Raw genomic sequence first — 25,165 nt, forward strand, 5'->3', positions numbered from 1 at the left:
GCTGGAGCGGGCGTGAACCGAAGCGAAGACGACACCGACGCCGACGCGCGGCGGACCAGTGCAGCAGTGCGGGCGAAGCGACGGCGTCGCGTCGCGGTGGCGCTGCTCGTGCTGGTCTCGGCCAGCGTGGCGACGGTGTGGCTCCAGCGGCGGACGATCGCGCAGGGCTTTGTCGATCGCGAGCTGGCAAACCGCGGGGTGGCCGCACGCTACACGATCGAGCAGCTCTCCCCCTGGCGCCAGCGGCTGACCAACGTCTCGATCGGCGATCCGCGCAACCCGGACCTTACCGCCGATTGGATCGAGCTGCGCACGGCGCTCACCCCGTGGCGCGCCGAACTGCTGGTGGCGAAGGCGGGGACGGTGCGCGTGCAGGGGCGGATCGTGAACGGCGCGCTGTCGCTGGGGTCGCTCGACCGGCTGATGCCGCCGCCCTCGGGCAAGCCCTTTTCCCTGCCGCGGCTCAGCGTCGAGGTGGCGGACGCGCAGCTGCGGCTGGCGAGCGACGCGGGGCTGGTCGTGCTCGGCCTGCGCGGCAAGGGGCTGCTGACCGACGGGTTCGCCGGCACGGTGCGCGCGCAGTCGGCACAGCTGCAGTTCGGAAACTGCGATCTCCTCGGCCTGGGCGCCGAAATGCAGGTCCGCATCCGCAAGGGCGCGCCCAGTCTCACCGGGCCGCTGGCGGCGCAGCGGCTCGCGTGCGGGGACGTCCGGGCCTTGGGCCCGCGCGGCACCGTGCGCGCGACGCTCGATGCGTCGTTTGCCGGCTGGAACGGCGATGCGCGGCTGGGGCTGGCATCGCTGCGCGCTGGCTTGGGCACGCTTGGCCAGACCGATGCACAGGTTGACTTCGCCGGGGATCGCACCCGGACCGCGGGGAGACTTACGCTGCACGGAGTCGACGCGGCGACGGATGCGGTCCGCGCCCATATTGTCGAAGCAGGCGGGCGCTACGCGGTCGGCACGGTGCTGGCCTTCGACGGCCGCATCGGCCTGCAGGACGCGGCGATTTCCCCAGCGATCCAAGCGCAAATTCGCAGCTATCGCAAATCATTAGCAGGCACGCCGGTCGGTCCGCTGGCCGCTAAGTTCGCCGCGGCGGTGGATGCCGCGGGACGAAGCTTCGACGGTTCCGCCATGCTAGGGATCGCCACGCGGGGGAGCGGCGCGACGATGCGGGTGAACGCCGTCGATGTCACCGCGCGATCCGGCGCGCGCGTGCGCTTTGCGGGCGAGCAGGGCGCGGTGCTGGATTTCCCCAAGGGTACGGTCGCGCTTGCCGGGCAGCTGTCGCTCGGCGGTGGCGGGATGCCGGAGCTTGCGCTCGATCTCCTCCAGCGGCCCGGCAGCGACCAGCTTCAGGGCACCGGTACGCTGCGCCCCTATGCGGCCGGCGGCGCGCGGCTGGCGCTGGCGGACCTTTATTTCACCATGCGGGGCAGGGCGGGGTTGGCGCGCACCGTAGCGACGGTTTCAGGTCCGGTCGGCAGCGGACGGATCGAGGATCTGTCGATCCCGCTGGTCGCGCGCTGGAACGGCCCGAGCGTGCTGGTGAACCCCGCGTGCGAGACTCTCGGTTTCGCGCGGATCAGCGCGTCCGGCATGGTGCTGCGCGGCCATCGCCAGCGGCTGTGCCCGGTGGGGCCGGCGATGCTCGCCTGGAACGGCAGGCGCGTCACCGGCGGCGTCCGTACCGGCGCGATCGCGCTGGCGGGCAGCATGGGCAGCAACCCGCTGAGCCTCGCCGCGGGCGGGGCGCGGGTGGATCTCGCCCGGCAGGCCTTCGACCTCACCGGCGTTGCGGTGGGGATGGGCGCGGACCGGCCGACTCGGCTCGATATCGGCCAGCTCCAGGGCACGTTCGGCGGCGCGCTCGGCGGCAGCTTCGATGCGCTGGGCGGGCAGATCGGCGCGGTGCCGCTGGTGCTCTCGCAGGGCAAGGGCAGCTGGCAGGTCGCCGATGGCGGGCTGGCGCTGCTCGGCAGCTTCCGCCTCGCCGATGCCGAGGCCAGCCCGCGTTTCGAGCCGCTGCTCGCCCCCGCAGGCCGCCTCACGCTCCGCGGCAACCGGATCGAGGCGCAGGCCGATCTGATCGGCACCAAACGGGCGGTGGAGGTCGCCAAGGTCTCGATCACCCATGATCTCGGCAAAAGCGAGGGGCAGGCGCTGCTCGACGTGCCGGGCCTTCGCTTCAAGACCGATGGCCTCCAGCCGCTCGACCTCACCCCGCTCACCCTGGGCGTGATCGCCGATGTCGACGGCACCGTTGCAGGCTCCGGGAAGATCGCGTGGGACAGCGCGACGGTGACCAGCACCGGCCGCTTCACCGCCTCCAACGTCGCGCTGGCGGCGGCCTTCGGCCCGGTGCAGGGGCTGACCACCGAGCTCGACTTCACCGATCTGCTGAACGCACGGACCGCGCCGGGGCAGGTGGCGACGGTGACCGAGATCAACCCCGGCGTGCCGGTACGCGAGGGCGTGTTCCGCTACCAGCTGCTCGACAGCAGACGCGTGCGGGTGGAGGGCGCGCGCTGGCCCTTCGCCGGGGGCGAACTCATCCTCGAGCCGACCACGCTCGACTTCAACGAGGCGGGCAAGCGCCGGATGACCTTCCAGGTGAAGGGCGTCGACGCCGCCCTCTTCCTCAAGGAAATGGCGTTCGACAATCTCGATGCCACCGGCACCTTCGACGGCACGCTGCCGATGATCTTCGACGAGACCGGCGGGCGGATCGAAGGCGGCGAGCTGCGCGCCCGCAAGGGCGGCCACATCGCCTATGTCGGCGAGATCTCGCGCGAGAACCTGGGCACCTGGGGCAACATGGCGTTCCAGGCGCTCAAGTCGCTCGACTATCGCAACCTCGCGATCCGGATGAACGGGCCGCTGGCCGGCGAAATGATCACCGACATCAGCTTCTCCGGCCTCAGCCAGGGGCAGGGCACCAAGTCGAACTTCCTGATCCGCCGGCTGGCCAGGCTGCCGCTCGTCTTCAACGTGCGGATCAACGCTCCCTTCCGCCAGCTGATGGACTCGGTGCAGTCCTGGTACGACCCGCGCCGCCTGATCGAGCGCAACCTGCCGGCGTTGATCGAGGAGCAGAAACGTGCGCAGGAAGCGAGGCCGGGCACCGTTCAGCCCGCCGAAAGCACAACCCGTCCATGAAAGGCATGTCTATGAGCTTGGAAGCATGAAAAAGGGTTCGTCTCTTCGGCTGGGTGCATGCGGGATCGCGCCGCTGGCGCTGCTCGGCGGCTGCGTGACGGTGAACGCGCCCGACAAGCCGATCGTGATCAACCTCAATATTTCGATCACCCAGGAAGTGGTCTATCGCCTCGACAACAAGGCGAAGGCCATCATCCAGGACAATCCGGGGATTTTCTGATGCGACAGTTGCTCTCGACCTTCGCCATGGCAGCCGCGATCGCGGCGGGCGGGATCGCCCCGGCCTACGCCCAGCGCGACCCCGCCTATCAGGCTGCGCGCCAGCAGGGACAGGTGGGCGAACAGCCCGACGGCTATCTCGGCATCGTCGGCGCGGCGTCGCCCGAGCTGCAGGCGATCGTCAACAACATCAACATCCAGCGCAAGCGCCAGTACACCCAGCAGGCGGCGGCGAGCTCGACCGTCGAACAGATGGCGTTCGTCACCGGCTGCAACCTGATCCTGCGCACCGCCCCGGGCGAGAAGTATCGCGCCCCCGACGGCCGTTGGCTGACCCGCGGCAGCGACGCACCGGTCCGCGACCCGCGCTGCCTCTGATCCCCGCGGCGTAGCGGGGGCTCACCCTCGCTTACGCCCGCATGCGCCCCGTCCCGCCTAAGCGGACGGGGCGCATGCGGTCGGCCCCCGGTTCGTGCAGGCGCATCGCCAACAGCACGAAGGGACGGGCGCAGACCCCATGCATCGCCGATTTTCGCCTGCTGCAGTCCGCCGCCCGCGCATCTGGCTGCGCCTCGCGCCCCTCGCGGTGGTAGCGATCGGCGGCTGTGCGCGCCCCAGCGAACAGCTGGCGCCCCAGCGCTACAATCGTCCCTGGGCCCCCGCGACGGGTGCGAGCGGCGAGATCCTGCCGGTGCCAGCGGGCAAGGCCGTGCCCACGCTGCCGGGCGGCTATGTGCTGCCCGCAAACCCGGCGCTCGCGACGCTGCCTGCCGCACCCGAGACCGATCCGCAGCACGTCTATACCCTGACCGAGCTGGTCGACCTGGCGCACACCGCCAATCCCAGCCTGCGTGTCGCGTGGTATGAGGCACGCAGCGCGGCGCTGGTGCCGGGGATTATCAGCGCTACCCACGGCCCGCGCATTTCCGCGACGGGCGTGGGCGGCGGGGTGGTGAGCAGCGGCTATCTCGGCAAGGGCGCGAACGGTGAGGACCGCGATTCCAACGGCGGCACCGCGGTCGCGGCGATCTCGCTCGAATGGCTGCTGTTCGATTTCGGCGGGCGCGAGGCGCAGATCGCCGCGGCGCGCCAGCAGGCGCTGGTCGCCGACATCGCGTTCACCGCCGAGCACCAGCAGGTCACCCATCAGGTGGCACTGGCCTATTATGACGACGTCGCCGCGCGGTCGCGTTCGGCCAATGCCGATCGTGCGGTCGAGCTGGCGGCGCAGGTCCAGGTATCGGCCGAGGCGCGCTTCCGCCGCGGTGTCGGCACCACGATGGAGGCGGCGCAGACGCGCCAGGCGACCGCCCAGCTGCGTCTCGCCGCGGTCCAGGCGCGTGCGGCGGCCACCGACGCGCGGTTGCGGCTGATTACCGCGATCGGCCTGCCGCCCTTCACCAAGTTGCGCATCGCCGACACCGGGGATCGCACGCTCGCGCCGGCGATGGCGGACATGGCGGAGGAGGCTGTCGCCAAAGCGCTCTCCCGCCGGCCGGACATGCTGGCGGCGCTCGCCAGCCGCAAGGCGAGCGAGGAGGGCGTGCTGGCCGCCCGCGCCGACTTCAAGCCCAAAATCTTCGCCTCGGGCACCGCCTCGCACATCCGCGGCAATCGCGACCTGACGACGCTGCCCGGCACCGGCGGGGAATCGGCAACGCTCAACGTCTCCGCGCGCAAGACCAGCGGCTCGGTGCTGGTCGGGCTGCGGGTGCCGCTGTTCGACGGGGGGCTACGCGCCGCGCGGCTCGAACAGGCGCGCGATAGGGTGGAAGGTGCCTCGGCGAGGCTGGAGGCTACGCGCGATCGCGCCGTGCTCGAGATCGTCACTGCCGAGAACGGGCTGCGCGCGGCGCTGGAGGCGAATGCCGCCGCCGAGGAATCGCGCAGCGCAGCCAGCACCAGTTTCGATGCCGCCTTCGCCGCGTACAAGAACGGCGTGGGTGCGGTCGCCGAGGTGAGCCTGGCGCAGCAGCAACTGCTCGCCGCGCAAAATGCGGTGAGCGATGCTCGTGCCTCTGCGCTGCGGGCAGCAGCGACGCTGGCGCTGGCGACCGGCACGCTGGGTGCTGCGCCGGAATGATCCGTTAGCCCTGCATCTCACTGCCGCTAGCGCTCGCTTACGCCGTGCGGGCGTGACGCGGCCTTATCGTCACTATCATCTGGCGGGTTCTGCCCGCGCTCCATCGGGTTGCCGTTCCGGGAGGCACCGTGTCCACGAAGCCCTTCGATTACGCAGCAAAGCTTGATTATGCGGGGAAGACGGCAGCGATCATCGGGGGCGGGGTGATCGGCGCATCCTGGGCGGCGCTGTTCGCCGCCAACGGGCTGAACGTCGTCATCAGCGATCCTGACCCTGATATCGAGACCAAGGCGCGGACGCGCATTGCCGCTGCGATGCCCGCGCTGGTGGCGCTGGGGCATGCGCCGTTCGATATTGGCGAACGGATCCGCTTCGTCGATGATCATGCCTATGCCGTGGCCGATGCCTTCCTCGTGCAGGAAGCCGGACCCGAGCGACCGGGGTTCAAACAGGGCCTTTGGGAAGTCGTCGAGGGCGCCGCGCCCGCCGACGCGCTGCTGTGCAGCTCCAGCGCGGGCATCCCCGCCTCGCTGCAGCAGATCGAGATGCGGGATCACACGCGCCTCCTCATCGCGCACCCGATCAACCCGCCGCACCGGATGCCGCTGGTCGAGGTGGTGCCGACCCCGACCACCGATCCCGAGGTCACCGCGCGGGCGGTCGCCTTCTATGACGGGCTGGGCAAGGTGACGCGCGTAATCCGCAAGGAAGTGCCCGGGTTCGTCGCCAACCGCTTGCAGGCGGCGATCTTCCGCGAGTGCGTGGCGCTGGTGCGCGGCGGCGTGGTGACGATCGACGAACTCGACGATATCGTCACGACCTCGCTCGGCGTCCGGCTCGCCACCTCGGGCCCCTTCCTGTCGCTTCATCTGAGCGGCGGGGACGGCGGCTTGCCGCATTCGATCGAGCAGCTCGGCCCGCCCATGGAGCGACTGTGGGAGTCGCTGGACGCGGCGGACTTCGATCCGGTCACCAAGGAGTTGATCGCCCGGCAGGCCGAACAGTCCTATGGCGCCTGGCCGATCGCGCAGCTCGCCCAGACCCGCGAGGCCAGGGAGATCGCTGTCCTCAACGCGCTTGCCGCAGCCTGATCCTCAGAACCGTCTCATTCGGTGGGGCCGGACGCCGGAAGACACCACGACCTGGCGATGTTCGATCCAGGCGATGAACCGGTCGTGCCCGGAGAACTCGAAGCGAATCTCGTCGTTCAGGCTGTGCACGATCGGGCAGGTGAGGAAGCGATCGATATTGCGTGACCAGATCTTCCACATCCGCGGCCGAACATAGCCTTGTTCGCGCAGCTCGTAGAGTTCCAGAATCAGGTGCAGCACCTGCAGCAGCCCCGGCAGGATCCGGGCAACTTCCTCGGGGGGAAGCTCGGCGGTCCAGATCGGCAGCAACTCGGTGCGCAGCATGTGGCGGATGGTCTGCAGGCGATCCGAAAAGGACAGGAAGATTTGCGCGTTGAGCTGGCGGGTGTTGTTCCGCATGCCGACATACACGGCGATCATGCCGACGAACACGCCACCGGTGGTCATCAGTCGAAGAACAGTTTCCAGCATCACGCCCGTCTGTAGCAGCCGCTTGACTCCCTGGCTCAGGGACACGCCAAGCTAGGCGGCCCCTCGCACTTGCAGAGGTAAGCAGAGGTTAGTCGGCCATGCTGGGCAGCAGCGCCCGCGCGGCACGGATGTCGGCGAATGCGTCGTCGCCCTCGATGGTGGCGAGCACCGGCGCGAGGATCGCCTGCGCAGCGCTTGGTTCGGCGAGCCGCGCCAGCGAGGTCGCTGCGCGCAGAGCCCACAGTCCCGCGCCCTGTTCCTGGGCGAGCGCCAGGGCCTGCTCGAAGCGGCGCTGTGCACCCGCCACGTCGCCGGCATCGCGCTTGGCTTCCCCGTCGGCGCGGAGAATTTCCGCCGTGGCCCATTGCGGCGGACCGGCTTCGGCGCGTGCAACCACCTCCGCATCGCATAGTGCGGCGCAGGCGGTGACGAACACGTCCTTGTCGTGCGGGAGCGGCGGCCGCAACTGCTCCAGCGCGGGCAGCTGCGGCACCTTGCGCAGGCGGAGATCGGCGATCCGCGTGAACCAGTCGGCGAGCTCAGCCATATAGTTGAAGCGGTTGACCCCGGCCGTGCGGGCGAGCAGCCCCGCATAGTGGCGGGCAAGCTCGTCGTCGCCCAGCCACAGCGCGATCGGGCAGGCAGCGCTGGCCAGCAGGTAGCAAAAGGAATTGGAGTTGCGAAGCCGGTGGGCATCGATCGCCGCCTCCATGATCATCGCCTTGGCACTTTCCAGCTTGCCTTGGATCGCCAGCGTCACCGCATGGTTCCCGCGCGTGATCGTGGCGTGGTCGAAGCGGAGCACCGCGCCATAGGATCCCCGCCCGGTAAGCCCGCGGACGAGATCGCCGCCGATCGCCGCCGCCTCGCGCACGCGGCCGGAACGGAGCGTCATGACGGCGATCACGCGGCGGGCAAAGGCCTGCAGCTCGGAATCGAGAACCGACCCCTCCGGCCCCAGCATCTGCTGCGCGAGCGTGAGGGCTGCTTCATGGTCCCCCAGGATCGTGCGATGGCCGGACAGCAGCCAGAGGCCGGTGGCGCGGGCCAGGGGATCGCCGATCTTCTTGCCGATCCGCAACACCTGCGTCGCCGCGCGGACAAAGGCTTCGCTGGGCCGATCGGAATTGTAGAGCAGCACGCACAAGCCGTTCTGAAGCTGGATCTCCTCGGGACCGCCGGCTTCGCCGAGCGCCTCGAGTGTCGCCAGCGCGCGCTCCAGCCAAGCGTTGTATTCGCCGAACTGCGACATGCCGAGCCACAGCGGTGCCGAGGCGATCGTCAGCCGCACGCCCAGGCGCATGTCGCCGGCTTCGCCGAGCGACCAGGCGAGCGCCGCGCGCACATCGTCGATGGCCGGGCCATAGCGTTCCCACCAGATCGTGCGCTCGAGCCGGGACCAGTCCACCTGCGCGCGCGCCAACACGCCGCCGACCCATTCGGCGTGGCGGCGCGCGGTGACGCCTGCCAGCCCGGACTCCTCCAGCTTGCGCCGGGCATAGGCCTTGGTGGTCTCGAGCAGACGATAGCTGACGCCGTGCGGCGCGGTCTCGACGACGAGCAGCGACTTGGCTGCGAGCTGCAGCACCGCCTGTGCGGTTTGCGTCTCGGCCTCGTCGTCCAGCGCCGCCACCTGTACGGCGGCGGGCAGATCGAAGCCGGCGCGGAACTTCGCGAGGCAGCCGAGTATGGTGCGCTCCGTCGGGGAGAGCAGCTCGAAGCTCCAGTCGAGCATCGCCTCCAGCGTCTCGTGCCGGGCAAGGGTACGGCGGCCGAAGGCCAGCAGCGACAGGCGGACGGTGAGTCCGCTGGAAAGCGCATCCAGCCCCACCATCGGCACCGCCGCCGCCGCCAGCTCGAGCGCGAGCGGGAGCCCGTCGAGCGAGCGGCATACTGTTGCGATCTGCCGGGCATTCTCCTCGGTGATCGCGAAGCCGCCCATGGCCGCGCCGAGCCGCTCCGCGAACAGCGCGACGGCGGGATTGTCCGCGATCATGCCCGTCGTGTCGGCAACAGACGGGACGGGCAGGGGCTGGAGATGCACCTGCATCTCGCCCGGCACGCGGATCGGTTCGCGGCTGGTCGCCAGCAGCTTCACGCGCGGGCAGGAGCGCAGCACCGTGTCGGCGACATGTGCGACGACGCCGATCAGATGCTCGCAATTGTCGAGCAGCAGGATCAGTTCAGATTCGCGCAGACGATCGACCAGGACCGACGGGGTCGTGTCGCGCCCCATCGGGCTCTGCAGCGCCGCCGCCGCGGCCGCGGCGACATGCTCGACCGTCGCGCAGTTGGTGAGGTCGACGAAACACACCGGCGTCTCGTCGTCGATGCCCGCCAGCGCGGCGAGCGCGACGCTCGTCTTGCCGATGCCGCCCGCGCCGACGATGGTGACGAGCCGGTGGAGATGAATGCAGGCCTGCACCTGCGCCACGCTCTCCTCCCGGCCGATCAGCCGGTTGACCTGAAGGGGCAGGGGGAGCGGCTGGAACCCGGGCGATGGCGCGGCCTCGTCGCTCTCCTCCCCGGCATCGTCGACCGCCACGTCCGCGCTGAGCCGATAGCCGCGACCGGGCACGTTGACGATCTCCACGTCGCTGTCCGCGGCACGCAGCGCCCGGCGAATCGCGCTCATGTGGACACGAAGGTTGTTCTCCTGGACGAACAGGTTCGGCCAGACATGCTCGTTGATTTCCTGGACCGAGACGACCTCGCCGGCGCGTTCGGCCAGCAAGGCGAGGATCGCGAGCGCGCGGGAGCCGAGGCCGACGCGCACGCCGCCGTTCAGTAACTGCTCGCGCTCGGGCCGAAGCTCGAACGGGCCGAACCGCAAGATCCTCTCGGTCATGGCTGTGCCGCCATCGTTAAAGCCATCAGCGTCCCCCCGAACATACCGTTAGCGCTAACCTATGCGCGAATTAGCAGCTCTTGGCATCTGTTAAGTGGGGAAGTGTCGCGGCCTGGAGTATCCGCCACGAGCAGAGGGGGACGATCGGCAACCATGTCCGACGCCGCCCGATCACCATGATGGGGAGACTGTGTATGCGCCGGGCAGATCCTGCCGCGCCGGCCCGTGCCGGCGAAGAACCGTTGATCGAAGAACCCACGGCCGATGCCGTGCGTGGCCAGCTGGAGCGGCTGCGCACCCATGCGTTCGCCGGCTCGGGCAAGCTCTTTTCCTTCCTCCGCTTCGTCGTCGACGAGGCGCTGGCGGGGCGGGCGGCGACGCTCAAGGAACTGGTGATCGGCATCGAACTCTACGGCGGCGTGGTCGACTATGATCCGCGGATCGATTCCACGGTGCGGGTGGAGGCGCGGCGACTGCGGCGCAAGCTCGATGCCTATTATAGCGGCCAGGGCGCCGGCGACGCGGTGATCATTTCGATGCCGACCGGCAGCTATGCACCCTGCTTCCGGATGCGCGTCGAGGCCGAGCCGGTGCTGCCGAAGCTGCCCGAGGCGGTCCTTCGTGCGCCGATGCTGGCCGTGCTGCCGTTCACCGCCTTGTGCGGGGAAGAGCGTGCGTTCGCCGCCGGCCTTACCGACGAGCTGATCCATGCAGCCGAGCGCGCTGTCCGGTTCCGCGCGGCGCCGCGGGCGATCATGTTCCAATTCCGCGAGACCCGCTATTCGCTCGACGTCGTCGCAGCAGAGGCCGGTGCCGATCTCGTGCTCCACGGCACGGTGCGCCGCGCGCAGGACGTGCGGCGGATCGCCATGGAGCTGTCCAATCGTTGGGGCCAGATCCTCTGGTCCGATCGCATGGATGTCGCCGGCGACGACGATCTGGCTGCCCAGGAGCGGATCGCGGCGGAGATCCTCACGCGGCTGCCGGCGGCATTGGCGGAGGCGAGCTGACAGCGGTGTCGCTCTCCGGCGGCGGGAATGCCGCGAGCGTTTCCGCGTCGCGGGCGACCGCTTCTAGTTCCGCCTCTGCGCTCGGCTGCGCGAGCAGGAGCGGCGATTCCAGCCGATTGATGCGTGCGAGCAGGTCGTGCCGCGTCTCGATCCATTCGGGTGCGGGGCGGAGGCGCTCCGGCTCGAACGAGGCGAGTTCCATCGAGCGGCGGAGCGTCGTCGCTGCGGCCATCGCCCGGCTGACGCGCGCTTCGCGCATGGCACCGTCGGCGCCGGCCGCCTGACGCAGCAGCGCGACCAGCCGCGCGATCGCCGGATCGATTGTACTCGCCACCGACACCGGCCAGAGCCGGGTGAACACCAGATAGGACATGCCCGTACCGAGCAGCACGCCCAGCACGCGATCGCGCGCCACGCTGAGGTCGAACCCCGGCCCGTGCCCCTGGAGGCTGCACAGCAGGAAGGCGAAGGCCAGCTGGAACCCGGCATAGGCGATCCGCGCATCGCCGGCCGCCACCCAGGCGGCGAGGAACATCCCCACCGCGATCACCAGCAAGATGCCGGTGATCGAGGTGATCGCCGGCAGCACATAGACGATCGTCGCCAGTCCCAGGCCCGCGCCGACCAGGCAGCCGATGATGCGCAGCGACAGCTTCTCGATAGTCTCGGCCGCGGTGCCGAGGCCGACGATGTAGCAGGTGATCATCGCGGTATGGATGCCCGGCCAGTCCCACAGCGCGAACAGCAGGTAGCAGAGCATCGCGCCGATCGTGACCTTCAGCGCATATTCGACATGCGCCGGGTTGCTGAAGGCATCGGCGGCGAAGAAGCCGGATTTCTCCGCACGCGCCGTTGCGGGCATCGGCGGTGGCGTGGTGGTGAAGCCGGTGATCGCTTGGGTCAGTGCGGCGAGGGCGGGCGCGAGATCGGCCGGTACCTTCGGCCAGCATGGCGGATCGATGGCGACGGGATAGCCGCCGCCCGCAAGGATCGCCGCCATCGCGCGCAGCGTCGGTGCGAGTGCATCGGCAAGGGCTTGGCGCAGATCGGCGTCGGGCTGGCGGTCGAGCAGGTCGACGGCGGCGAGGATGTGCGCCGTGGCCGCCGCTGCCGAGCGATAGGCGGCCGCGCTTCCGGGCCGCAGTGCTCCCTCCATCCGCGCGAGCTTGAGAAGCCCGGGCGCGCCGATCGCGGCCTGACGCCGCAGCGCCTCGAACTGCGTCCGCGTCGCGTCGCCGGGTGCGTCGAGCAGGTCGGCGGCGCTGGCAAGCGCCCGCGCGAGCAGCCCGCCGGCCAGCCGGCGCGGCGACGGTGCGAGCAGCAGGTCGGCGAGTATCGACACCCCGGCGGGTACCCCGACGAACAGCCACGCATAGAGCAGCCCGCGCGTCGCCAGTTCGCCGCCCGGCAGGCTGCCGAGCAGATCGAGGACATAGGCGGTTATCAGCGCCATGGTCGGCGCGAAGGGGCGCAGCTTGCTCGCCGAGCCGAGGAACATCAGGCCGAAGGACAGCCCGCCCATCGCCATGGTCCGCCAGAAGGGGGTGTCGATCAGCAGCGCCGTGACCGGCACGAGCAGCGCGATCAGCACCGTGACGAACAACTGCATCACCACCGCCAGCATCACGCCGCTGGTCCGATCCGGTCGGTTGAGGAAGAGCCCGAGATACACGATCAGCGCTGGATCCGGGATCTCGAACCACAGCGCGATCAGCCCGGAGCCGCAGCAGACCAGGGTCAGCCGCAGGGCGTAGGCGAGGCGACCCGGCGTGTTCGCCCGGAGCGCCGCCCAGGCCGCCGCGAGCGGGCTGGGCGGCTCAGTGCTTGCAGGCACTGCCGGACCGGATCTGGACGACGGCGCTCGCGCCCAGCCGCATCAGCGTTGCGGGCGGTGCGGTCAGGCGGACGCGGACCGGGAAGCGCTGGGCGACACGCACCCAGTTGAGCGACTTCTCCACATAGGGCAGTGCGCGCGGCACGTTGATCCGCTCGCCGTCGAGCACGCCGGCGCCGATTCCGGTGACCACGCCGCGGATCGGCTGGGTGCGGTCGATCATCGTGTACACGGTGGCGCAGTCGCCGGGGGCGATGCGCTTGAGCTCGGTCTCGCGGAAATTGCCCACCGCGAACCATGCGTCGGCATTGACCAGCGTGAAGATCGACTGGCCGGGGGCGACCATCTCGCCCGAGAGGACGGCGAGCCCAGTGACCCGGCCGGCATGGTCGGCGCGGACCACGGTGTTGCCCAGCGAATGCTCGGCGACGGCGAGCGCGGCTTCGCGCGCCTGGATGTTCGCGGCGGAGCTGTCGGTGGTGTCGATCGCGGCGGCGGTGCCCTGGCGTTGCGTCTGCGCTTGACGCAGGCTGGTGGCGGCATCCCGTTCGTTGGTCTCGGCCTGGTCGAGCTGCTGGCGAGGGATATAACCCTGGTCGGCGAGCGGCCGTAGCCGCGCGACCGTGCGGCGGGCGAGCGCGAGATTGGCTTCGGCGCGCGCGATCTGCTCGGCGGCGACGGTGGCGGCGGAGCGCTGGGTCGATACCGCACGACTCTGGCTGGCATGCGAGGCGCGGGCGAAGGCCAGGTCGGCACGTGCCTGGGCGACGGCCTGCTGATAGGGTACGGGATCGATGCGGAACAGCAGCTGGCCTGGGCGGACGAGCTGGTTCTCGGTCACCGCGATCTCGACGATCCGACCGCCCACTGCGGGAGCGACGTGGACGACTTCGGCATCGATCGATGCGTCGTCGGTGGAAGGGTGGGCGCTGCTGCGCTGCAACGCATAGATGCCGAACGCGACCGCGAGAACGATGACGGCGATCGATACCAGCCGGGCCCCCAGGCCGAAACGGGACTTGCCTTCTACGCGCATCGTCACAGCCCCACGCAGAGCGCGGCGACGAGCAGCCCCGTGGTGGTGCCGATCGCGGTGCACAGCAGCAGCTGGTAGGGCAGCCGGTGCGACAGGCCCGAGACCACCATCAGCGTGCGCGCCACGCCGGCCGCGACGCAGCCGATCACGGCGCACGCCAGCCAGATCGGGAAATAGGCGCCGAAGAAGACGAGCGACGGCGCCCCACGCGCGCAGCCGGCGGCCGGCACCGCGAGGAACGCGGCGGTCAGACGCACCGCGATGCTGTCCGGCCTGCCGAGCCGGGTTGATAGGGGGCTGGCACGCACGTCGCCGTCTCCGAGGTTGCTGTCGGGCCGGTTTCGCCGTCCGCGCCGCGCTTCGGGAGTGAGGCCGGGTTGGTGCGATCGGCTTACCCGGGCTAACGTCTCGCCGCAGCTTCCGCGGCTAGAAGGTGATCCGTTCCGATTGGGAGAGCTCGGAGCGCGTAGCGGCGGGAGCAGGCCCGCAGCGCGTTCGCCCCCTCTTACACGCGGCGCGGCCTGCCCCCGCCTTAGTGGGCCAGCCGATCCGCCAGCCAGCGCGCGGCGGTATCCGGACTTTGCTTATCGGTATCGCGATCGACCAGGTAGTTGGCCTGCCGCATGTGCTCGACCGGTACGGCGCCGATCAGCGGGCGGAGCGCCGCCTGGAAGCGCGCATCGTTCGCATGTTTCGGCGAGATCAGCAGTACCGCGTCATAGCCGGGGATCGCGCCCTTGGGGTCCTTCAGCACCGCCAGTCCCTGCGCGGCGATCCGGCCATCGGAGGAGAAGGCCGGGATCACATCGGCGGTGCCGCTGGTCAGCGCGCGGTACATGAAGGTCGGTTGATAGGGATGCGCCTCGGCGAAGCGCAGGCCATAGGCACGCTGCACCGCCTTCCATTCCGAGCGCTCGAGGAACTCGATATCGGTGGCGAGCTTGAGCGACGGGGCGACCCTGGCGAGATCGGCGATGGTCGCGATGCCGCGTCGCCTGGCGTCGTCGCCGCGCATCACGAAGGCATAGGCATTCTCGAAGCCCAGAGAGCCGAGCAGCGTCACGTTGCTGGTGCGCTTCGCCCAATCGGCAACCCCGCGGACGATCTCGGCGCGCGGCGGCACATCGGTGCGGTGCATCTGGTTGGTCCAGATCGTGCCGGAATAGTCGACATAGACATCGATCGCATCGCTCACCAGCGCACCATAGGCGACGCCCGAGCCGAGCCCTTCGCGGTAGCGGACGGTATAGCCCGCTGCCTCCAGCCGCGCGCCGATCAGCCGGGCGAGAATATATTGCTCGGAAAAGCCCTTGGCGCCGATCGTCACAACGCCGCGGCTCGACGGCCAGGCGGGGGCCAGCGCGGCGAGCGCACCGGCGGCGAGCAGGCCCAGGCTCAGCCAAATGAGCAGGCGGCGACGGTGCGCGATGGCCCATTCGGCCAGCCCGAGCAGCGCGTCGACCGCCAGCGCCAGTCCCGCAGCGGCGATGCAGCCGGCGAGCACCAGCGCCCAGTTCTGCGTCTGCAACCCGGCGAAGATCAGGTCGCCCAGGCTCGGCTGGCCGACGGTGGTGGAGAGCGTCGCGGCACCGATGGTCCACACAGCGGCGGTGCGGATGCCGGCCATCACCATCGGCGCGACCAGCGGTGCCTCGACCAGGCGGAGCGTCTGCCACCGGGTCATGCCGACGCCGTCCGCCGCTTCGCGCACCGCCGGGTCGAGCGTGACCAGCCCGGTCACCGCATTCCGCAGGATCGGCAGCAGCGCGTAGAGGGTGAGCGCGAGCAGCGAGGGCAGGAAGCCCAGTGCCGGAATGCCGCCGCCGACCAGCGTGGAGAGCGACAGCAGCAGCGGGTAGAAGAGCGCGAGCAGTGCTAGGCTGGGGATGGTCTGGATCAGGCTCGCCAGCCCCAGTGCCGCGCGGGCAACGCCGCGATGGCGGGCGGAGAGTACCGCCAAGGGCAGGCTGATCGCGATGCCGAGCAGCAGCGCGGCGAAGGCGAGCAGCAGATGCTGCGCCAGCAATTCGGGTACGCGGGCGAAGGCGGCGGTCATCGGGCGAGCGCCGCCAGCCGCTCGGCCTGTTCGCGCGGCACCGCGACCAGCGCATCTGCCGCTGCGCCGCCCTTGCCGGCGAGCAGGTCGCGGGGGGAAGCATCGCCGACGACGCGGCCGGCTTCCATCACCAGGATGCGATCGGCGAGCAGCAGCGCCTCGGCCATGTCATGCGTGACCAGGATGGTGGTGAGCCCCATCGCCTCGTGCAGCGCGCGGATCGCCTTGCCCAGCGCGTCGCGGGTGACGGGATCGAGCGCGCCGAACGGCTCGTCCATCAGCAGCAGCCTTGGCGACGTGGCGAGCGCGCGGGCGACGCCGACGCGCTGGCGCTGGCCGCCGGAGAGGGCGTCGGGCATCCGCGCGGCCATGCCCTCGGGCAGGTCGACGAGCCGCAGCAGTTCGGCGACGCGTGCCTGCCGGTCCTTGGTGCCGGCCAGCTTGAGGCCGATCGCGACATTCTCGCCCACGGTCAGATGCTGGAACAGCCCGACATTCTGGAAGACATAGCCGATGCGGCGGCGCAGCAGGTGCGCCGGCTCGGCATCCACGGGCGCGCCGTCGATCAGCACCCGGCCCTCGCTCGGCTCGATCAGCCGGTTGACCATCTTGAGCAGCGTCGACTTGCCCGAGCCCGAGGCGCCGACCAGCGCGACGAAGCTGCCGCCGGCGATCTCCAGCGAAACGCCGTCGACCGCCCGCGCGCCCTTCGCATAGGATTTGCTTACGCCTTCAAAGGCGACGCTGCGCAACGGGTCCGGCATCTCCTTCCGCTTGTGGGGAAAGTCGCGGCAAAGGTCAAAGCGCCGCCTCAGTTGGGCCGGATCGCGATCCCCGCCACCACCGCATCGCCGCCGACCGGCTCGAACGCCAGCACCAGCCGCCCGCCGCTGCTCTTCACCGCGAAGCTGCGGGTGACCGCCTTGTTCGCGCCGCCCGCCGCCTGCATCGGCGAAAAGGCGTCGATCACCCGCTGCCCGTTGGAGAGAACTGCAAAGCTGCGCGCGGCGCCCTTGGCCGCATCGGGCTCGAAGCTGGCGATGGTCACCGTCCAGCTGCCGTCGGGCAGGGGCATGTCATAGCCGAACTTGCCCTCGCGGTAGCTGCCGAACAGCGCCGGCATGTCGGTGCCCTCCACCTTGGGCGGCGGTGCGAAGGGCGAGCGGCCGGCGAGCACCTTCGCCGTGCCGCCGCGGAAGAAGTCGTCCGAGCCGTAGCGGTCGCCGCCCATCGTGCCCCCGACCAGCGCGCCGCTATCGATGAACACGCCCTTGCGCGGATCGGGCGCGGTCCAATCGATCGCATCGCTGACCTGCTTGCCGCCGATCGTCGCGGTGGCGACGAGGTGGTTCGCCCCCGGCGCCAGCGCCACGCCCGGCCACACGCAGATCCGGTCGGGGCAGGCGACCGTGCCCACCGGCTTGCCGTTGACCGACAGCGACACCCGATCGGCATTGGAATAGCCGCGCACGTCGGTCACCGCATAGGCGCGGTCGACATAGCGGCGGCCGTTGAGGTGCAACACCGGCGCGTCCGACCAGCTCGCCTGGATGAAATAGAAGGCATCCTTGCGCGTCTTGCGGTCGTAGGAGACCAGGCCCTTGGTGTTGATGTCGGTCGCATCGCCTTCGTTGCGCATCGTCGTGGCGAAATCGAACAGGTTCCACAGCCAGCTCGCCGACAGATAGGGCCGCGCGCGGATCTGCTTCCAATTCTCTTCGATCGCGAGGCTCTGATATTCCTCGGGCTGCGGGCGGCCATAGGCGGCGACCGGGCCGCCGCGCGGATTGTCGCTATGCTGGGTCATCGCGCCGCCGGCACCCCATTCGCTCAGGCCCATCGGCAGCGTTGGGTGCTTGGCGTGGAGCGCGTCGAGCGCCGGGCCCACACCGTCCAGCGCGCCATAATACCAGCCATAATAGCGGTTGAGGCCCATCACCTGCGTGACGCCGTTGAGGCTGGGCGATCCTTGCATCGACAGGATCGAGGGCGTGTCCTCACAGCAATCGGCATAGACGGTGGGGCGGCTCGGATCTTCGGCGCGCGCCAGCCGATCGAGCTGCTCCAGCATCGCGCGCGACTGGGCGGGCTTTCCGCCGCCGCCTTTCCGCATCGCATCGATCGCCGCGCCGATATCGGCCTCGTTGCCGACCGACCAGAGCAGGATCGAGGGGTGGTTGTAATTCTGGTGGATCAGCTCGCGCAGCTGCTCCTCGGCATTGGCGATGGTCTCCGGCGCGGGCGGCAGGCTGGGCTCGACATTGGCCTCATGGACGAAGGGAAGTTCGGCCCAAACCACCATGCCCGCCTTGTCGGCCGCCTCGGTCCATTCCTGCGCGTGCTGATAGTGCGCGTGGCGGATCGTGTTGGCGCCGAGCTCGAGCGCGAAGGCCATGTCGCGCGCATGGTCCTCGGGCGACAGCGCCCAGCCCTTGCCGCCGACGTCCTGGTGGCGCGAGACGCCGTGGAGCGGGGTCGGCTTGCCGTTTAGGATCAGGCCGCGATTGGGATCGAAGGCGAAGCTGCGGATGCCGAGCGGCTGAACCTGCCGGTCGATCACCCGGGCCCCGTCGCGCAGCTCGCTGACGACGCGGTAGAGATAGGGATCGGCGCGGCCCTGCCAGAGGTGGGGCGTACGCACGGTGAGGCTGCGCTCCACCGCCAGCGCCTGGCCGGGGGCGAGCGCGGCCGGCGCACGATCGGTGGCGACGGGCTTGCCGGTCGCGTCCTGGATCGTGGTGGTGAGCGTCAGCGTGCGGGCGCGGGTGCCGAGGTTGCGCAGCAGCGTCTTGGCGGCGACCTCGGCGCGCTCGGCCGAGACCTTGGGCGTATGCAGATACACGCCCGGCCCGCCATGGTCGGCAAGGTCGATATGTGCATCCTCCACCGCGATCAGCCGCACCCCGCGATAGATGCCGCCCTGCACGAAGAAATCCCCGCCGAGCGGAATCACATGCTCGGTGCTGCTGCCCGGGGCCGAGGCGCTGTTGTCGGCGCGGACGGCGAGGGTGTTGGCGCCCGGTTTGAGCGCGGCGGTCACGTCGATCCGGAAGCGGCCGAAGGCACCGGCATGGCGGCCGACATGCTGGCCGTTGATCCATACATCGGCGATCTTGGAAACGCCGTCGAATTCCAGGAACAGCCGCCGCCCGTTCAGCGCGGCCGGCACGGTGAGGCTGCGCCGATACCAGCCTTGGCCCTGCCGCATGTCGGCATCGGCGGCCCGCGTGACGGCATAGGTGCCGACCTTGTTCCAGGTATGCGGCACCGATACCGGCTGCCAGGCCGCATCGTCGAAGCCGGGAGCGGCGGGGCTGGCATCCGCATCGCCGAAATGGAAGCGCCAGCCGGTGGAAAGATCGATCGTCGCGCGGGGCTCGGCGCTTGTCTGCGCCTCGGCAGAAACCGGCGCCACGATCGCGACGGACGAGAGCAGGAGTGTGGCCAGAGCAGAAGGGGTGCGCATCGCGATGTCTCTCCCATGGCGACCGCTCGGACGGCGCCTTATTGGTCATACCACTCGCATGGCGGTGGCCTGTCAATCAAGAGCATCGCATGGATGCAAATGCATCACCCGGATTTATACTGGGCCAGCCAGCGTCCGTCGGTAAAAGTCGAGCGTCAGCGCCATCGCCTGCAGGAAAAGCGCGGGATCGTAGCGCGGCCCTTCGTCGCGCAGGAAGGCGTGCTGCGCGTTGAACTCGTGCCAGGCATAGGACGCGCCAACTTCTTCCAGCCGCGCCCGGATCGCCTCGCGGCCGGCGAAGGGGATGTGCGGGTCCTGGCGCCCCCAGACGAGCAGCAGTTCGGCCTTCAGATCGGCCATCCGCGCGAGGCTGTCGTCGCTGCGGCCTTCGCCGAGCGTGCCCGAATGGATGTCGGTGGGGTAGAAACACGCCGCCGCCGCAACGCGCGGATCGAGCGCGGCGCGATAGGCGAGGTGCCCGCCCAGGCACACCCCGAAGGTGCCGAGCTTGCCCGAGCAGGCGGGGTGCGCCGCCAGCGCGGTGAGCGCCGCGGCGGCATCCGCATCGAAGGCGGCGACCGGCTTGGTGATCTTGAGCGCATTGCCGCGATCGGTGCCTGCGGGATCATAGGCGAGCACCGTGCCGGCCGGTTCATATTCGTGATAGACCTCCGGCACCGCGACGAGCAGGCCGTTGCCCGCGAGCATCGCCGCCAGCCGCCGGATCGGTGCGGTGACCTGGTAGATCTCGGAGAAGAGCAGCACGCCGGGGAAGCGCCCTTCCACCGCCGGGCGGAACAGGTGCATCCGCATCGTGCCGCCGCCGGGGACTTCGATATCCTGGGTCTCGTCGCTGCGGATGATCATGGGCTGCTCCCTTTGCCGGTTCGGCGGCGGCTTTACACGAGAGGGCGCGGAGAGGAACCCAAACTGCGCTACCAGCCGTCATCCCGGGGAAAGCCGGGATCCATTGGCGCTCCTTCGCGGCGCTTGCTGGCACCGGGAGGCGACTGGATCCCGGCTTTCGCCGGGATGACGAGGGCTAGGGAGTGCATCGCGCCATAATGCGTGCGCGCTATCCACAGATTCGTCGGCGCCCCCGCTGGACAGGCCTGCGCCCGCCCGAATAGCGGCAGGCGCATGCCTGTCATTGCAACCATCATGAATTCGAACACCGGCGAACCCATCCAGAAGATGACGTTCAACCGCATGCCCAAGCCCTGGGCGTCCTTCACCCTCTCGAACGGCGAACTGGTTCAGGCCAGCCGCGTCGACATCGGCAAGCCCGCGCCGGGCAAGGTCGTCGTGCCGGTCCATGTCTGGGTCGCACCCAAGAAGACCGACCGGCAGGACGATTAAAGCCAGCCGCCCTTGAAGCCAGCGCGCTGCAACCCGCGACGGATATGCGGGTTGCGGCGCATCACCTCCCAGACGAGGCCGGTGCGCAAATTCTCGATCATCAGCAGGATCGGCCCCTGGTCGATGCCGAGATGGTCGCCGTCCACCCAGCCGATGCCCGGCACGATCTTGCCATGCTTGAGCGGCGCGGTCGCGCGGGTCAGGGTGGGGTTGAAGCTGTCGAGAAAGCCGTAGCGGCCATAGATGCCGCGGCCGTAGCGCGCATGCATCGTCGCCACCGCGCGGCCGGCAAGTTCGGGCTCGAACGCGATCGAAGCCGCCGCCGCGGTCGGCGCCAGCGTGCCGTCGTCGCGATCATCGGGTCCGCGGGCTGAATAGCTGAAGAACTCGCGCTCGCGCCCCGCGATGCGCTGCTTGAAGTCGCCGGGGCCGTCGCACGCGGTCAGGCCCCACACGTCCGCGCCATAGCCCGCCCAGCCGCCAGGATTGGCGATCGCATAGTTGCGCTGCGCCCGCACCGCGCGGCGGCTGTTCTCGAAATAATCGATGCCCTTGGCCGCCATATAGGGATCGCGGATGCCGCGGAAATCGATCCAGCAATGGCTGTACTGGTGGATGAACAGCGGCGCGAAATGGAGGTGCGGCTCGCCCCATTTGTCGCTCCACTGCGCGTCGAACCGCGCGGTCCAGGCGGCCCAGGTCTCGGGCGGCAGCGGGTGGCTCGGCGAGCCCAGCGCCAGCACATAGAGCAGCAGCCCCTCGTTATAGATGTTCCAGTCGGAGGGGATGAAGCCGCTCTCGGGGTGCCAGCCCATCGAGACGAAGGGCGGGCGCGGGGTGATCCAGGCCCAGTCAACCGCGGCATAGAGCTGGTCGGCCAGCGTGCGGATCTCGGCCTCTTGCGGCTCGTCGGCATCGAACCAGCTCTGCGCGAACAGCACGCCGCCCAGCAGCAGCGCGGTGTCGATCGTCGACAGCTCGGCGCGGGCGAAGCGGCGGCCCTTGGTCACGCCGAGGAAATGGTAGAAAAAGCCCTTGTAGCCGCTGGCGTCGCTCTGCCCGTCGCCCTGCGGCGCGGTGGCGAAGAAGCGCAGCGTGGCGAGCGTTCGGGTCCGCGCCTGCTCGCGGGTGATCCAGCCGTTGGTGACGCCGATCGGATAGGCGGTCAGCGCGAAGCCCACCGCGGCGATCGAGGCGAAGGAGGGGGTGGGCCAGCGATCGGGCGCCAGGCCGGTCTCGGGATCGGTGGTGTCCCAGAAATAGCGGAAGGTACGTTCCTGCAGGTCGCGGATCAGCGGGTCCGCGCTCGGCGCGGGGCCGGTGCCGCCGATGCGGGTGCCGGGTTGCGAGCATGCGCCCGCGAGGCCCGCCAGCGCCAGCGCGCCGGAGCCGAGCAGTTGCCTGCGATCGATCATGAACTTGGGTCCTGCAAAAAGATGGGGCGGCGCAAGGGAGATGCGCCGCCCCAGTAGGAGGGATCAGAAGGAGTAGCCGACCGACAGCTTGAAGGTGCGCGGCGGGTTGCCGCCCACGTCATAGCTGCTGCGCGCGCCCCAATCCTGCGAGGCGGGGTCGTTGTTGAAGGTGATGTAGTTGTAGTCGTTGAACACGTTCAGCACGTCGACGCGGAAGCGCAGGCGGGTCTGATCGCTGATGAAGTGGATCGGCACGTACTTGGTCAGCGCCATGTCGAGCTGGCGCCGGCCCCAGCCGCCGCCCGAACCATCGACCTCGCGGCCGACGACCACGCGCTGGAACGGGTTGGACTGGTTGAGGATCGCCTTCTGATAGGCCGCGGATTCGATCTGGAACTTGGACGACAGCGCGAAGCCGAGCGGCAGGTCGACGCTACCCGCCATCACCAGCCGATGCCGTGGCACGCCCGACGAGCGCAGCATCGGATAGTCGCTGACCGATGGGAAATCGAGCAGATAGGTCTCGCCCAGCTGGTTCTCGGTCGCCTCGGTATAGGTGTAGGTCGCATCCAGGCTCCAGGGCGAGGCCTGGGTGTAGCTCTTGGTGACCTTGAAATAGACCGAGTCCGCGTTGGTCTTCAGCCCGTTGGTGCCGAGGATGATGCTGTTGTAGCCGGCAGGCGAGAAGCCGAAGGGCGGCGACGGCGTGTCGGTCGGGTTCGTCGGATCGTTGAAGAAGAAGCTGCCGTCCGGCCGGCGGTTGCCGAGAAGGAATGCGAAGCCGTTCTTGCTGGCGACATGGCTATAGCCGAGTTCGAGGCCGACCTGCTGGAAGCGCCCGCGGATGCCGAGGCTGAACTGGTCCGAATAGGGAACCTTCAGGTCGTTCCTGAGGAAGCGGAACTCGCGGCCGCCGCCGGTCGCGCCGGCGAGCAGCTGCTGGCGGCCTTCCGGGGTCAGGTAGATCGGATTCCAGGTGACGCAGGTCGACGCATCGGCGCCGACGCAGGCGTTGTTGGGATTGGAATCCGCGCCGCGGAAGTTGAAGCGACGCACCGCATAGACGCCCTGGCTCACTTCCTGCTGGAGGAAGTCGAACTGGTTGCGGTCATAGGAGCGGCCATAGCCGCCGAACACCGCGAACCGGCCGGCCTCGTCGATGCGATAGGTGAAGCCGAGGCGCGGCTGGAAGGCGCCGGTGAAGGTCTTGCGGTTGCGGCCGTTCGAGATGAAGTCGTTGATGTTGTAGTCGGCGTTGACCAGGTTCGGATAGTTGGCCGGCGACACCGCCGTCAGGTTCTCCTGCGAGGTCACATAGTTCACGAAGGCCGGGGTGCGCTCATAATCCCAGCGCAGGCCGAGGTTGAGCGTCAGGTGCGAGGTCACGTCCCAATCGTCCTGCGCATAGACGCCGAACTGGAAGTTGCTCGAACGGATGTCGACCGGGCCGTTGCCGGTGGGGACGCCGAACTCGAGCTGATACGGCACCTGGTCGTTGAAGCCGGTGGGGCTGAACGCGTTGATGTCGTAGGTATATTGCGGGTTGGCGCGGTTCTGCTCGATCGAGCGCAGGCGGATGAAGCTCGCCTTGGTGCCGACTTTGATGGTGTGGCCGTTGAAGCCGGTCCAGGTGAAGTCGTCCTGCACCGTCCAGCCCTTCTGGCCCTTGTCCTGCTGGCTGCCGCCGCCGCCGAAGCGGAGCAGGTCGGTGCGGGTGAAGTTGCTGTTGTTCACCGTCGAGGCCTGGAAGAAGCTGGTGTTGCCGACGGTTTCCGGCGTCGGCGCCCATTTGGTGTCCTGGTAGGATACGCGGGCGTCGTTGATCCAGTTGTCCTCGCTGCGCTGCCAGCGGAGCATGAAGCGCTTCTCGTCGACCTTGTTGAGCGTCGCGGTGTTCGCCGCGTTGATGCCCGTCGCGATCTGCGAGCCCGATTCCTTGCGATACTTGCCGGTGAGCTCGATCAGGTCCTTGTCGCTCGGCTCGAGGTCGATCTTGCCGAAATACAGGTCCTCGTTGAAGCGCTGCGAGAAGGTACCGAAATACTGCTGGTACTGCGTCGGGAAGATGCTCGTCGAGACGCCGTTCTCCGGCCGCACGTCATAGGGGCTGTCGATCCGCTTGCCTTCGTAGGTGACGAAGAAGTGCGCCCGATCCTTGATGATCGGGCCGCCCAGCGCGACGCCGAACTGCTTGTTGTTCGAATTGACCTTGTCGCGCTCGACCGGGAAGAGCTCGGTCGGACGGCGCGCGCGCAGGTCCTGGTTGGTGTAGTCGATAAAGCCTTCGCCGTGGAACTCGTTGGTGCCCGACTTGGTCGCGGCGGTGATCGCCACCGAGCTGACCTGGTCGAACTCCGCCTTGTAGTTGGACGAAAGCACCTGATACTCGCCGATCGCGAGCTGCGGGAACGGGTTGCCCGCCGAGCTGTCCTGCCCGGTGATGCCGTTCTTGAGGACGTAATCCTTCTGGCTGACGCCGTCGATGAACACGTTGACGGTGCGGCTGTCCTGCGCGCCGCCCTTGATGCTCGACGTGCCGTTGGCCCCTTCGATGAAGCGCACGCCCGGGGCGAGATCGGCGAAGGCAAGGAAGTTGCGGTTGTTCTGCGGCAGCTGCTCGATCAGCCGCTGGGTGATGTTGATGCCGACCTGGCCGCCGTCCAGCGAGCGGATGCGATTGCCGGTGACGACGATCTCGTCGCCCGTCGCGGGCGCTGCGGTATCGTCACCCGTGGGCGCGGCGCCGGCATCGGCGGCCGGGGCGGTCGTGGTCGTCGACAGGTCGAGGTCCAGCCCGGCATTCTGGCCGACGCGCAGCGTGAACGCATCCGAATTGCGCACGCCGTTCTCCAGCTTGATCTCGAGGCGATAGGTGCCCGGGCGCAGCGAGGCGAAGTTGTAGGTGCCGTCGGCGCGGACGGTCGCGCTGCGGCGGATGCCGGTCGACACTTCGATCGCGGTGACTTCGGTGACCGGGTTGTTCGCCGGCGCGGTGATCGTGCCGCGCAGCGATGCCTGGCCGACCTGGGCCATCGCGGGGGCGGGGGCGAGCAGGGCACCGCTGCCCAGCACGGTCATCGTCAGCAATGCGGAACGCAAAACTAGCTTGTTCATG

The 25,165-nt window shown here is 69.2% G+C and carries 18 protein-coding genes; 7 read left to right on the forward strand and 11 right to left on the reverse strand.

The features are described 5' to 3' along the window. Positions 1 to 12: 12 nt before the first annotated feature. From ABIC65_RS00175 to ABIC65_RS00195, 5 genes are all read left to right on the forward strand, one after another. On the forward strand, positions 13 to 3,162 hold the full coding sequence (locus ABIC65_RS00175) for a YdbH domain-containing protein (RefSeq protein ID WP_354306200.1): 3,150 nt from the start codon (positions 13 to 15) through the stop codon (positions 3,160 to 3,162). A 25-nt stretch (positions 3,163 to 3,187) separates the two neighbouring features. Further along, a complete protein-coding gene (locus ABIC65_RS00180; RefSeq protein ID WP_354306201.1) occupies positions 3,188 to 3,382 on the forward strand; it encodes a YnbE family lipoprotein in 195 nt (64 codons plus the stop codon). Then, positions 3,382 to 3,759, forward strand: a complete 378-nt coding sequence (locus ABIC65_RS00185; protein WP_354306202.1) for a YdbL family protein — start codon at positions 3,382 to 3,384, stop codon at positions 3,757 to 3,759. The genes ABIC65_RS00180 and ABIC65_RS00185 overlap by 1 nt, the downstream gene beginning before the upstream one ends. 139 nt (positions 3,760 to 3,898) lie before the next feature. Next, positions 3,899 to 5,464, forward strand: a complete 1,566-nt coding sequence (locus tag ABIC65_RS00190; protein WP_354306203.1) for a TolC family protein — start codon at positions 3,899 to 3,901, stop codon at positions 5,462 to 5,464. Between the two features lie 128 nt (positions 5,465 to 5,592). After that, complete coding sequence (locus tag ABIC65_RS00195) at positions 5,593 to 6,555, forward strand: 3-hydroxyacyl-CoA dehydrogenase NAD-binding domain-containing protein (RefSeq protein ID WP_354306204.1); 963 nt, start codon at positions 5,593 to 5,595, stop codon at positions 6,553 to 6,555. A gap of 3 nt (positions 6,556 to 6,558) precedes the next feature. Here ABIC65_RS00195 and ABIC65_RS00200 read toward each other — a convergent pair whose 3' ends face one another. After that, positions 6,559 to 7,026, reverse strand: coding sequence for a hypothetical protein (locus ABIC65_RS00200; protein WP_354306205.1), 468 nt, complete (start codon positions 7,024 to 7,026; stop codon positions 6,559 to 6,561). Positions 7,027 to 7,114: 88 nt separating this feature from the next. Further along, positions 7,115 to 9,874, reverse strand: a complete 2,760-nt coding sequence (locus ABIC65_RS00205; RefSeq protein WP_354306206.1) for an ATP-binding protein — start codon at positions 9,872 to 9,874, stop codon at positions 7,115 to 7,117. A 194-nt stretch (positions 9,875 to 10,068) separates the two neighbouring features. On the opposite strand from ABIC65_RS00205, the gene ABIC65_RS00210 reads away from it, so the two are divergent. Continuing rightward, positions 10,069 to 10,884, forward strand: a complete 816-nt coding sequence (locus ABIC65_RS00210) for a hypothetical protein (RefSeq protein WP_354306207.1) — start codon at positions 10,069 to 10,071, stop codon at positions 10,882 to 10,884. On the opposite strand, the gene ABIC65_RS00215 is transcribed toward ABIC65_RS00210, so the two are convergent. The 7 genes from ABIC65_RS00215 to ABIC65_RS00245 form a co-directional block, all read right to left on the reverse strand. Continuing rightward, entirely contained in the window at positions 10,847 to 12,718 is a 1,872-nt protein-coding gene (locus tag ABIC65_RS00215) for an FUSC family protein (protein ID WP_354306208.1), read from the reverse strand. The genes ABIC65_RS00210 and ABIC65_RS00215 overlap by 38 nt on opposite strands. Beyond that, positions 12,702 to 13,754 carry a multidrug transporter subunit MdtN gene (gene mdtN, locus ABIC65_RS00220; RefSeq protein WP_354306209.1) on the reverse strand — a complete coding sequence of 351 codons (1,053 nt, stop codon included), beginning with the start codon at positions 13,752 to 13,754 and terminating at the stop codon, positions 12,702 to 12,704. Before mdtN ends, ABIC65_RS00215 begins: the two co-directional genes overlap by 17 nt. A 2-nt stretch (positions 13,755 to 13,756) precedes the next feature. Then, entirely contained in the window at positions 13,757 to 14,062 is a 306-nt protein-coding gene (locus tag ABIC65_RS00225; protein WP_354306210.1) for a hypothetical protein, read from the reverse strand. 224 nt (positions 14,063 to 14,286) lie between these two features. Continuing rightward, positions 14,287 to 15,810 (reverse strand): ABC transporter permease/substrate-binding protein, encoded by a 1,524-nt coding sequence (locus ABIC65_RS00230; protein ID WP_354306211.1) that lies wholly within the window; start codon positions 15,808 to 15,810, stop codon positions 14,287 to 14,289. After that, positions 15,807 to 16,574 (reverse strand): ATP-binding cassette domain-containing protein, encoded by a 768-nt coding sequence (locus ABIC65_RS00235; protein WP_354306212.1) that lies wholly within the window; start codon positions 16,572 to 16,574, stop codon positions 15,807 to 15,809. Before ABIC65_RS00235 ends, ABIC65_RS00230 begins: the two co-directional genes overlap by 4 nt. Positions 16,575 to 16,621: 47 nt before the next feature. Continuing rightward, on the reverse strand, positions 16,622 to 19,276 hold the full coding sequence (locus ABIC65_RS00240; protein WP_354306213.1) for a glycoside hydrolase family 2 TIM barrel-domain containing protein: 2,655 nt from the start codon (positions 19,274 to 19,276) through the stop codon (positions 16,622 to 16,624). A gap of 114 nt (positions 19,277 to 19,390) precedes the next feature. After that, positions 19,391 to 20,143, reverse strand: coding sequence for a dienelactone hydrolase family protein (locus ABIC65_RS00245; RefSeq protein WP_354306214.1), 753 nt, complete (start codon positions 20,141 to 20,143; stop codon positions 19,391 to 19,393). Positions 20,144 to 20,416: 273 nt separating this feature from the next. Between ABIC65_RS00245 and ABIC65_RS00250 the strand changes: the two genes are divergently transcribed. Then, positions 20,417 to 20,635: a hypothetical protein gene (locus ABIC65_RS00250; RefSeq protein WP_125977593.1), complete on the forward strand. Its 219-nt coding sequence runs from the start codon at positions 20,417 to 20,419 to the stop codon at positions 20,633 to 20,635. Here the strand turns inward: ABIC65_RS00250 and ABIC65_RS00255 are convergent. Beyond that, positions 20,632 to 22,050: a glucoamylase family protein gene (locus ABIC65_RS00255; RefSeq protein WP_354306215.1), complete on the reverse strand. Its 1,419-nt coding sequence runs from the start codon at positions 22,048 to 22,050 to the stop codon at positions 20,632 to 20,634. The genes ABIC65_RS00250 and ABIC65_RS00255 overlap by 4 nt on opposite strands. Before the next feature lie 63 nt (positions 22,051 to 22,113). Then, a complete protein-coding gene (locus ABIC65_RS00260) occupies positions 22,114 to 25,164 on the reverse strand; it encodes a TonB-dependent receptor (RefSeq protein WP_354306216.1) in 3,051 nt (1,016 codons plus the stop codon). Position 25,165 lies beyond the last annotated feature (1 nt).

Origin of the sequence: Sphingomonas trueperi (assembly GCF_040545665.1) — a bacterium.
In the GTDB taxonomy this organism is placed as follows: Bacteria; Pseudomonadota; Alphaproteobacteria; order Sphingomonadales; family Sphingomonadaceae; genus Sphingomonas; species Sphingomonas trueperi_B.

What these genes read in the sequence shown, in the direction of transcription:
- ABIC65_RS00180 (WP_354306201.1), top strand. Translation starts at nt 3,188, where the DNA reads ATGAAAAAGGGTTCGTCTCTTCGGCTGGGTGCATGCGGGATCGCGCCG.
- ABIC65_RS00185 (WP_354306202.1), top strand. Translation starts at nt 3,382, where the DNA reads ATGCGACAGTTGCTCTCGACCTTCGCCATGGCAGCCGCGATCGCGGCG.
- ABIC65_RS00190 (WP_354306203.1), top strand. Translation starts at nt 3,899, where the DNA reads ATGCATCGCCGATTTTCGCCTGCTGCAGTCCGCCGCCCGCGCATCTGG.
- ABIC65_RS00200 (WP_354306205.1), bottom strand. Translation starts at nt 7,026, where the DNA reads ATGCTGGAAACTGTTCTTCGACTGATGACCACCGGTGGCGTGTTCGTC.
- ABIC65_RS00205 (WP_354306206.1), bottom strand. Translation starts at nt 9,874, where the DNA reads ATGACCGAGAGGATCTTGCGGTTCGGCCCGTTCGAGCTTCGGCCCGAG.
- ABIC65_RS00210 (WP_354306207.1), top strand. Translation starts at nt 10,069, where the DNA reads ATGCGCCGGGCAGATCCTGCCGCGCCGGCCCGTGCCGGCGAAGAACCG.
- mdtN (WP_354306209.1), bottom strand. Translation starts at nt 13,754, where the DNA reads ATGCGCGTAGAAGGCAAGTCCCGTTTCGGCCTGGGGGCCCGGCTGGTA.
- ABIC65_RS00230 (WP_354306211.1), bottom strand. Translation starts at nt 15,810, where the DNA reads ATGACCGCCGCCTTCGCCCGCGTACCCGAATTGCTGGCGCAGCATCTG.
- ABIC65_RS00235 (WP_354306212.1), bottom strand. Translation starts at nt 16,574, where the DNA reads ATGCCGGACCCGTTGCGCAGCGTCGCCTTTGAAGGCGTAAGCAAATCC.
- ABIC65_RS00240 (WP_354306213.1), bottom strand. Translation starts at nt 19,276, where the DNA reads ATGCGCACCCCTTCTGCTCTGGCCACACTCCTGCTCTCGTCCGTCGCG.
- ABIC65_RS00245 (WP_354306214.1), bottom strand. Translation starts at nt 20,143, where the DNA reads ATGATCATCCGCAGCGACGAGACCCAGGATATCGAAGTCCCCGGCGGC.
- ABIC65_RS00250 (WP_125977593.1), top strand. Translation starts at nt 20,417, where the DNA reads ATGCCTGTCATTGCAACCATCATGAATTCGAACACCGGCGAACCCATC.
- ABIC65_RS00255 (WP_354306215.1), bottom strand. Translation starts at nt 22,050, where the DNA reads ATGATCGATCGCAGGCAACTGCTCGGCTCCGGCGCGCTGGCGCTGGCG.
- ABIC65_RS00260 (WP_354306216.1), bottom strand. Translation starts at nt 25,164, where the DNA reads ATGAACAAGCTAGTTTTGCGTTCCGCATTGCTGACGATGACCGTGCTG.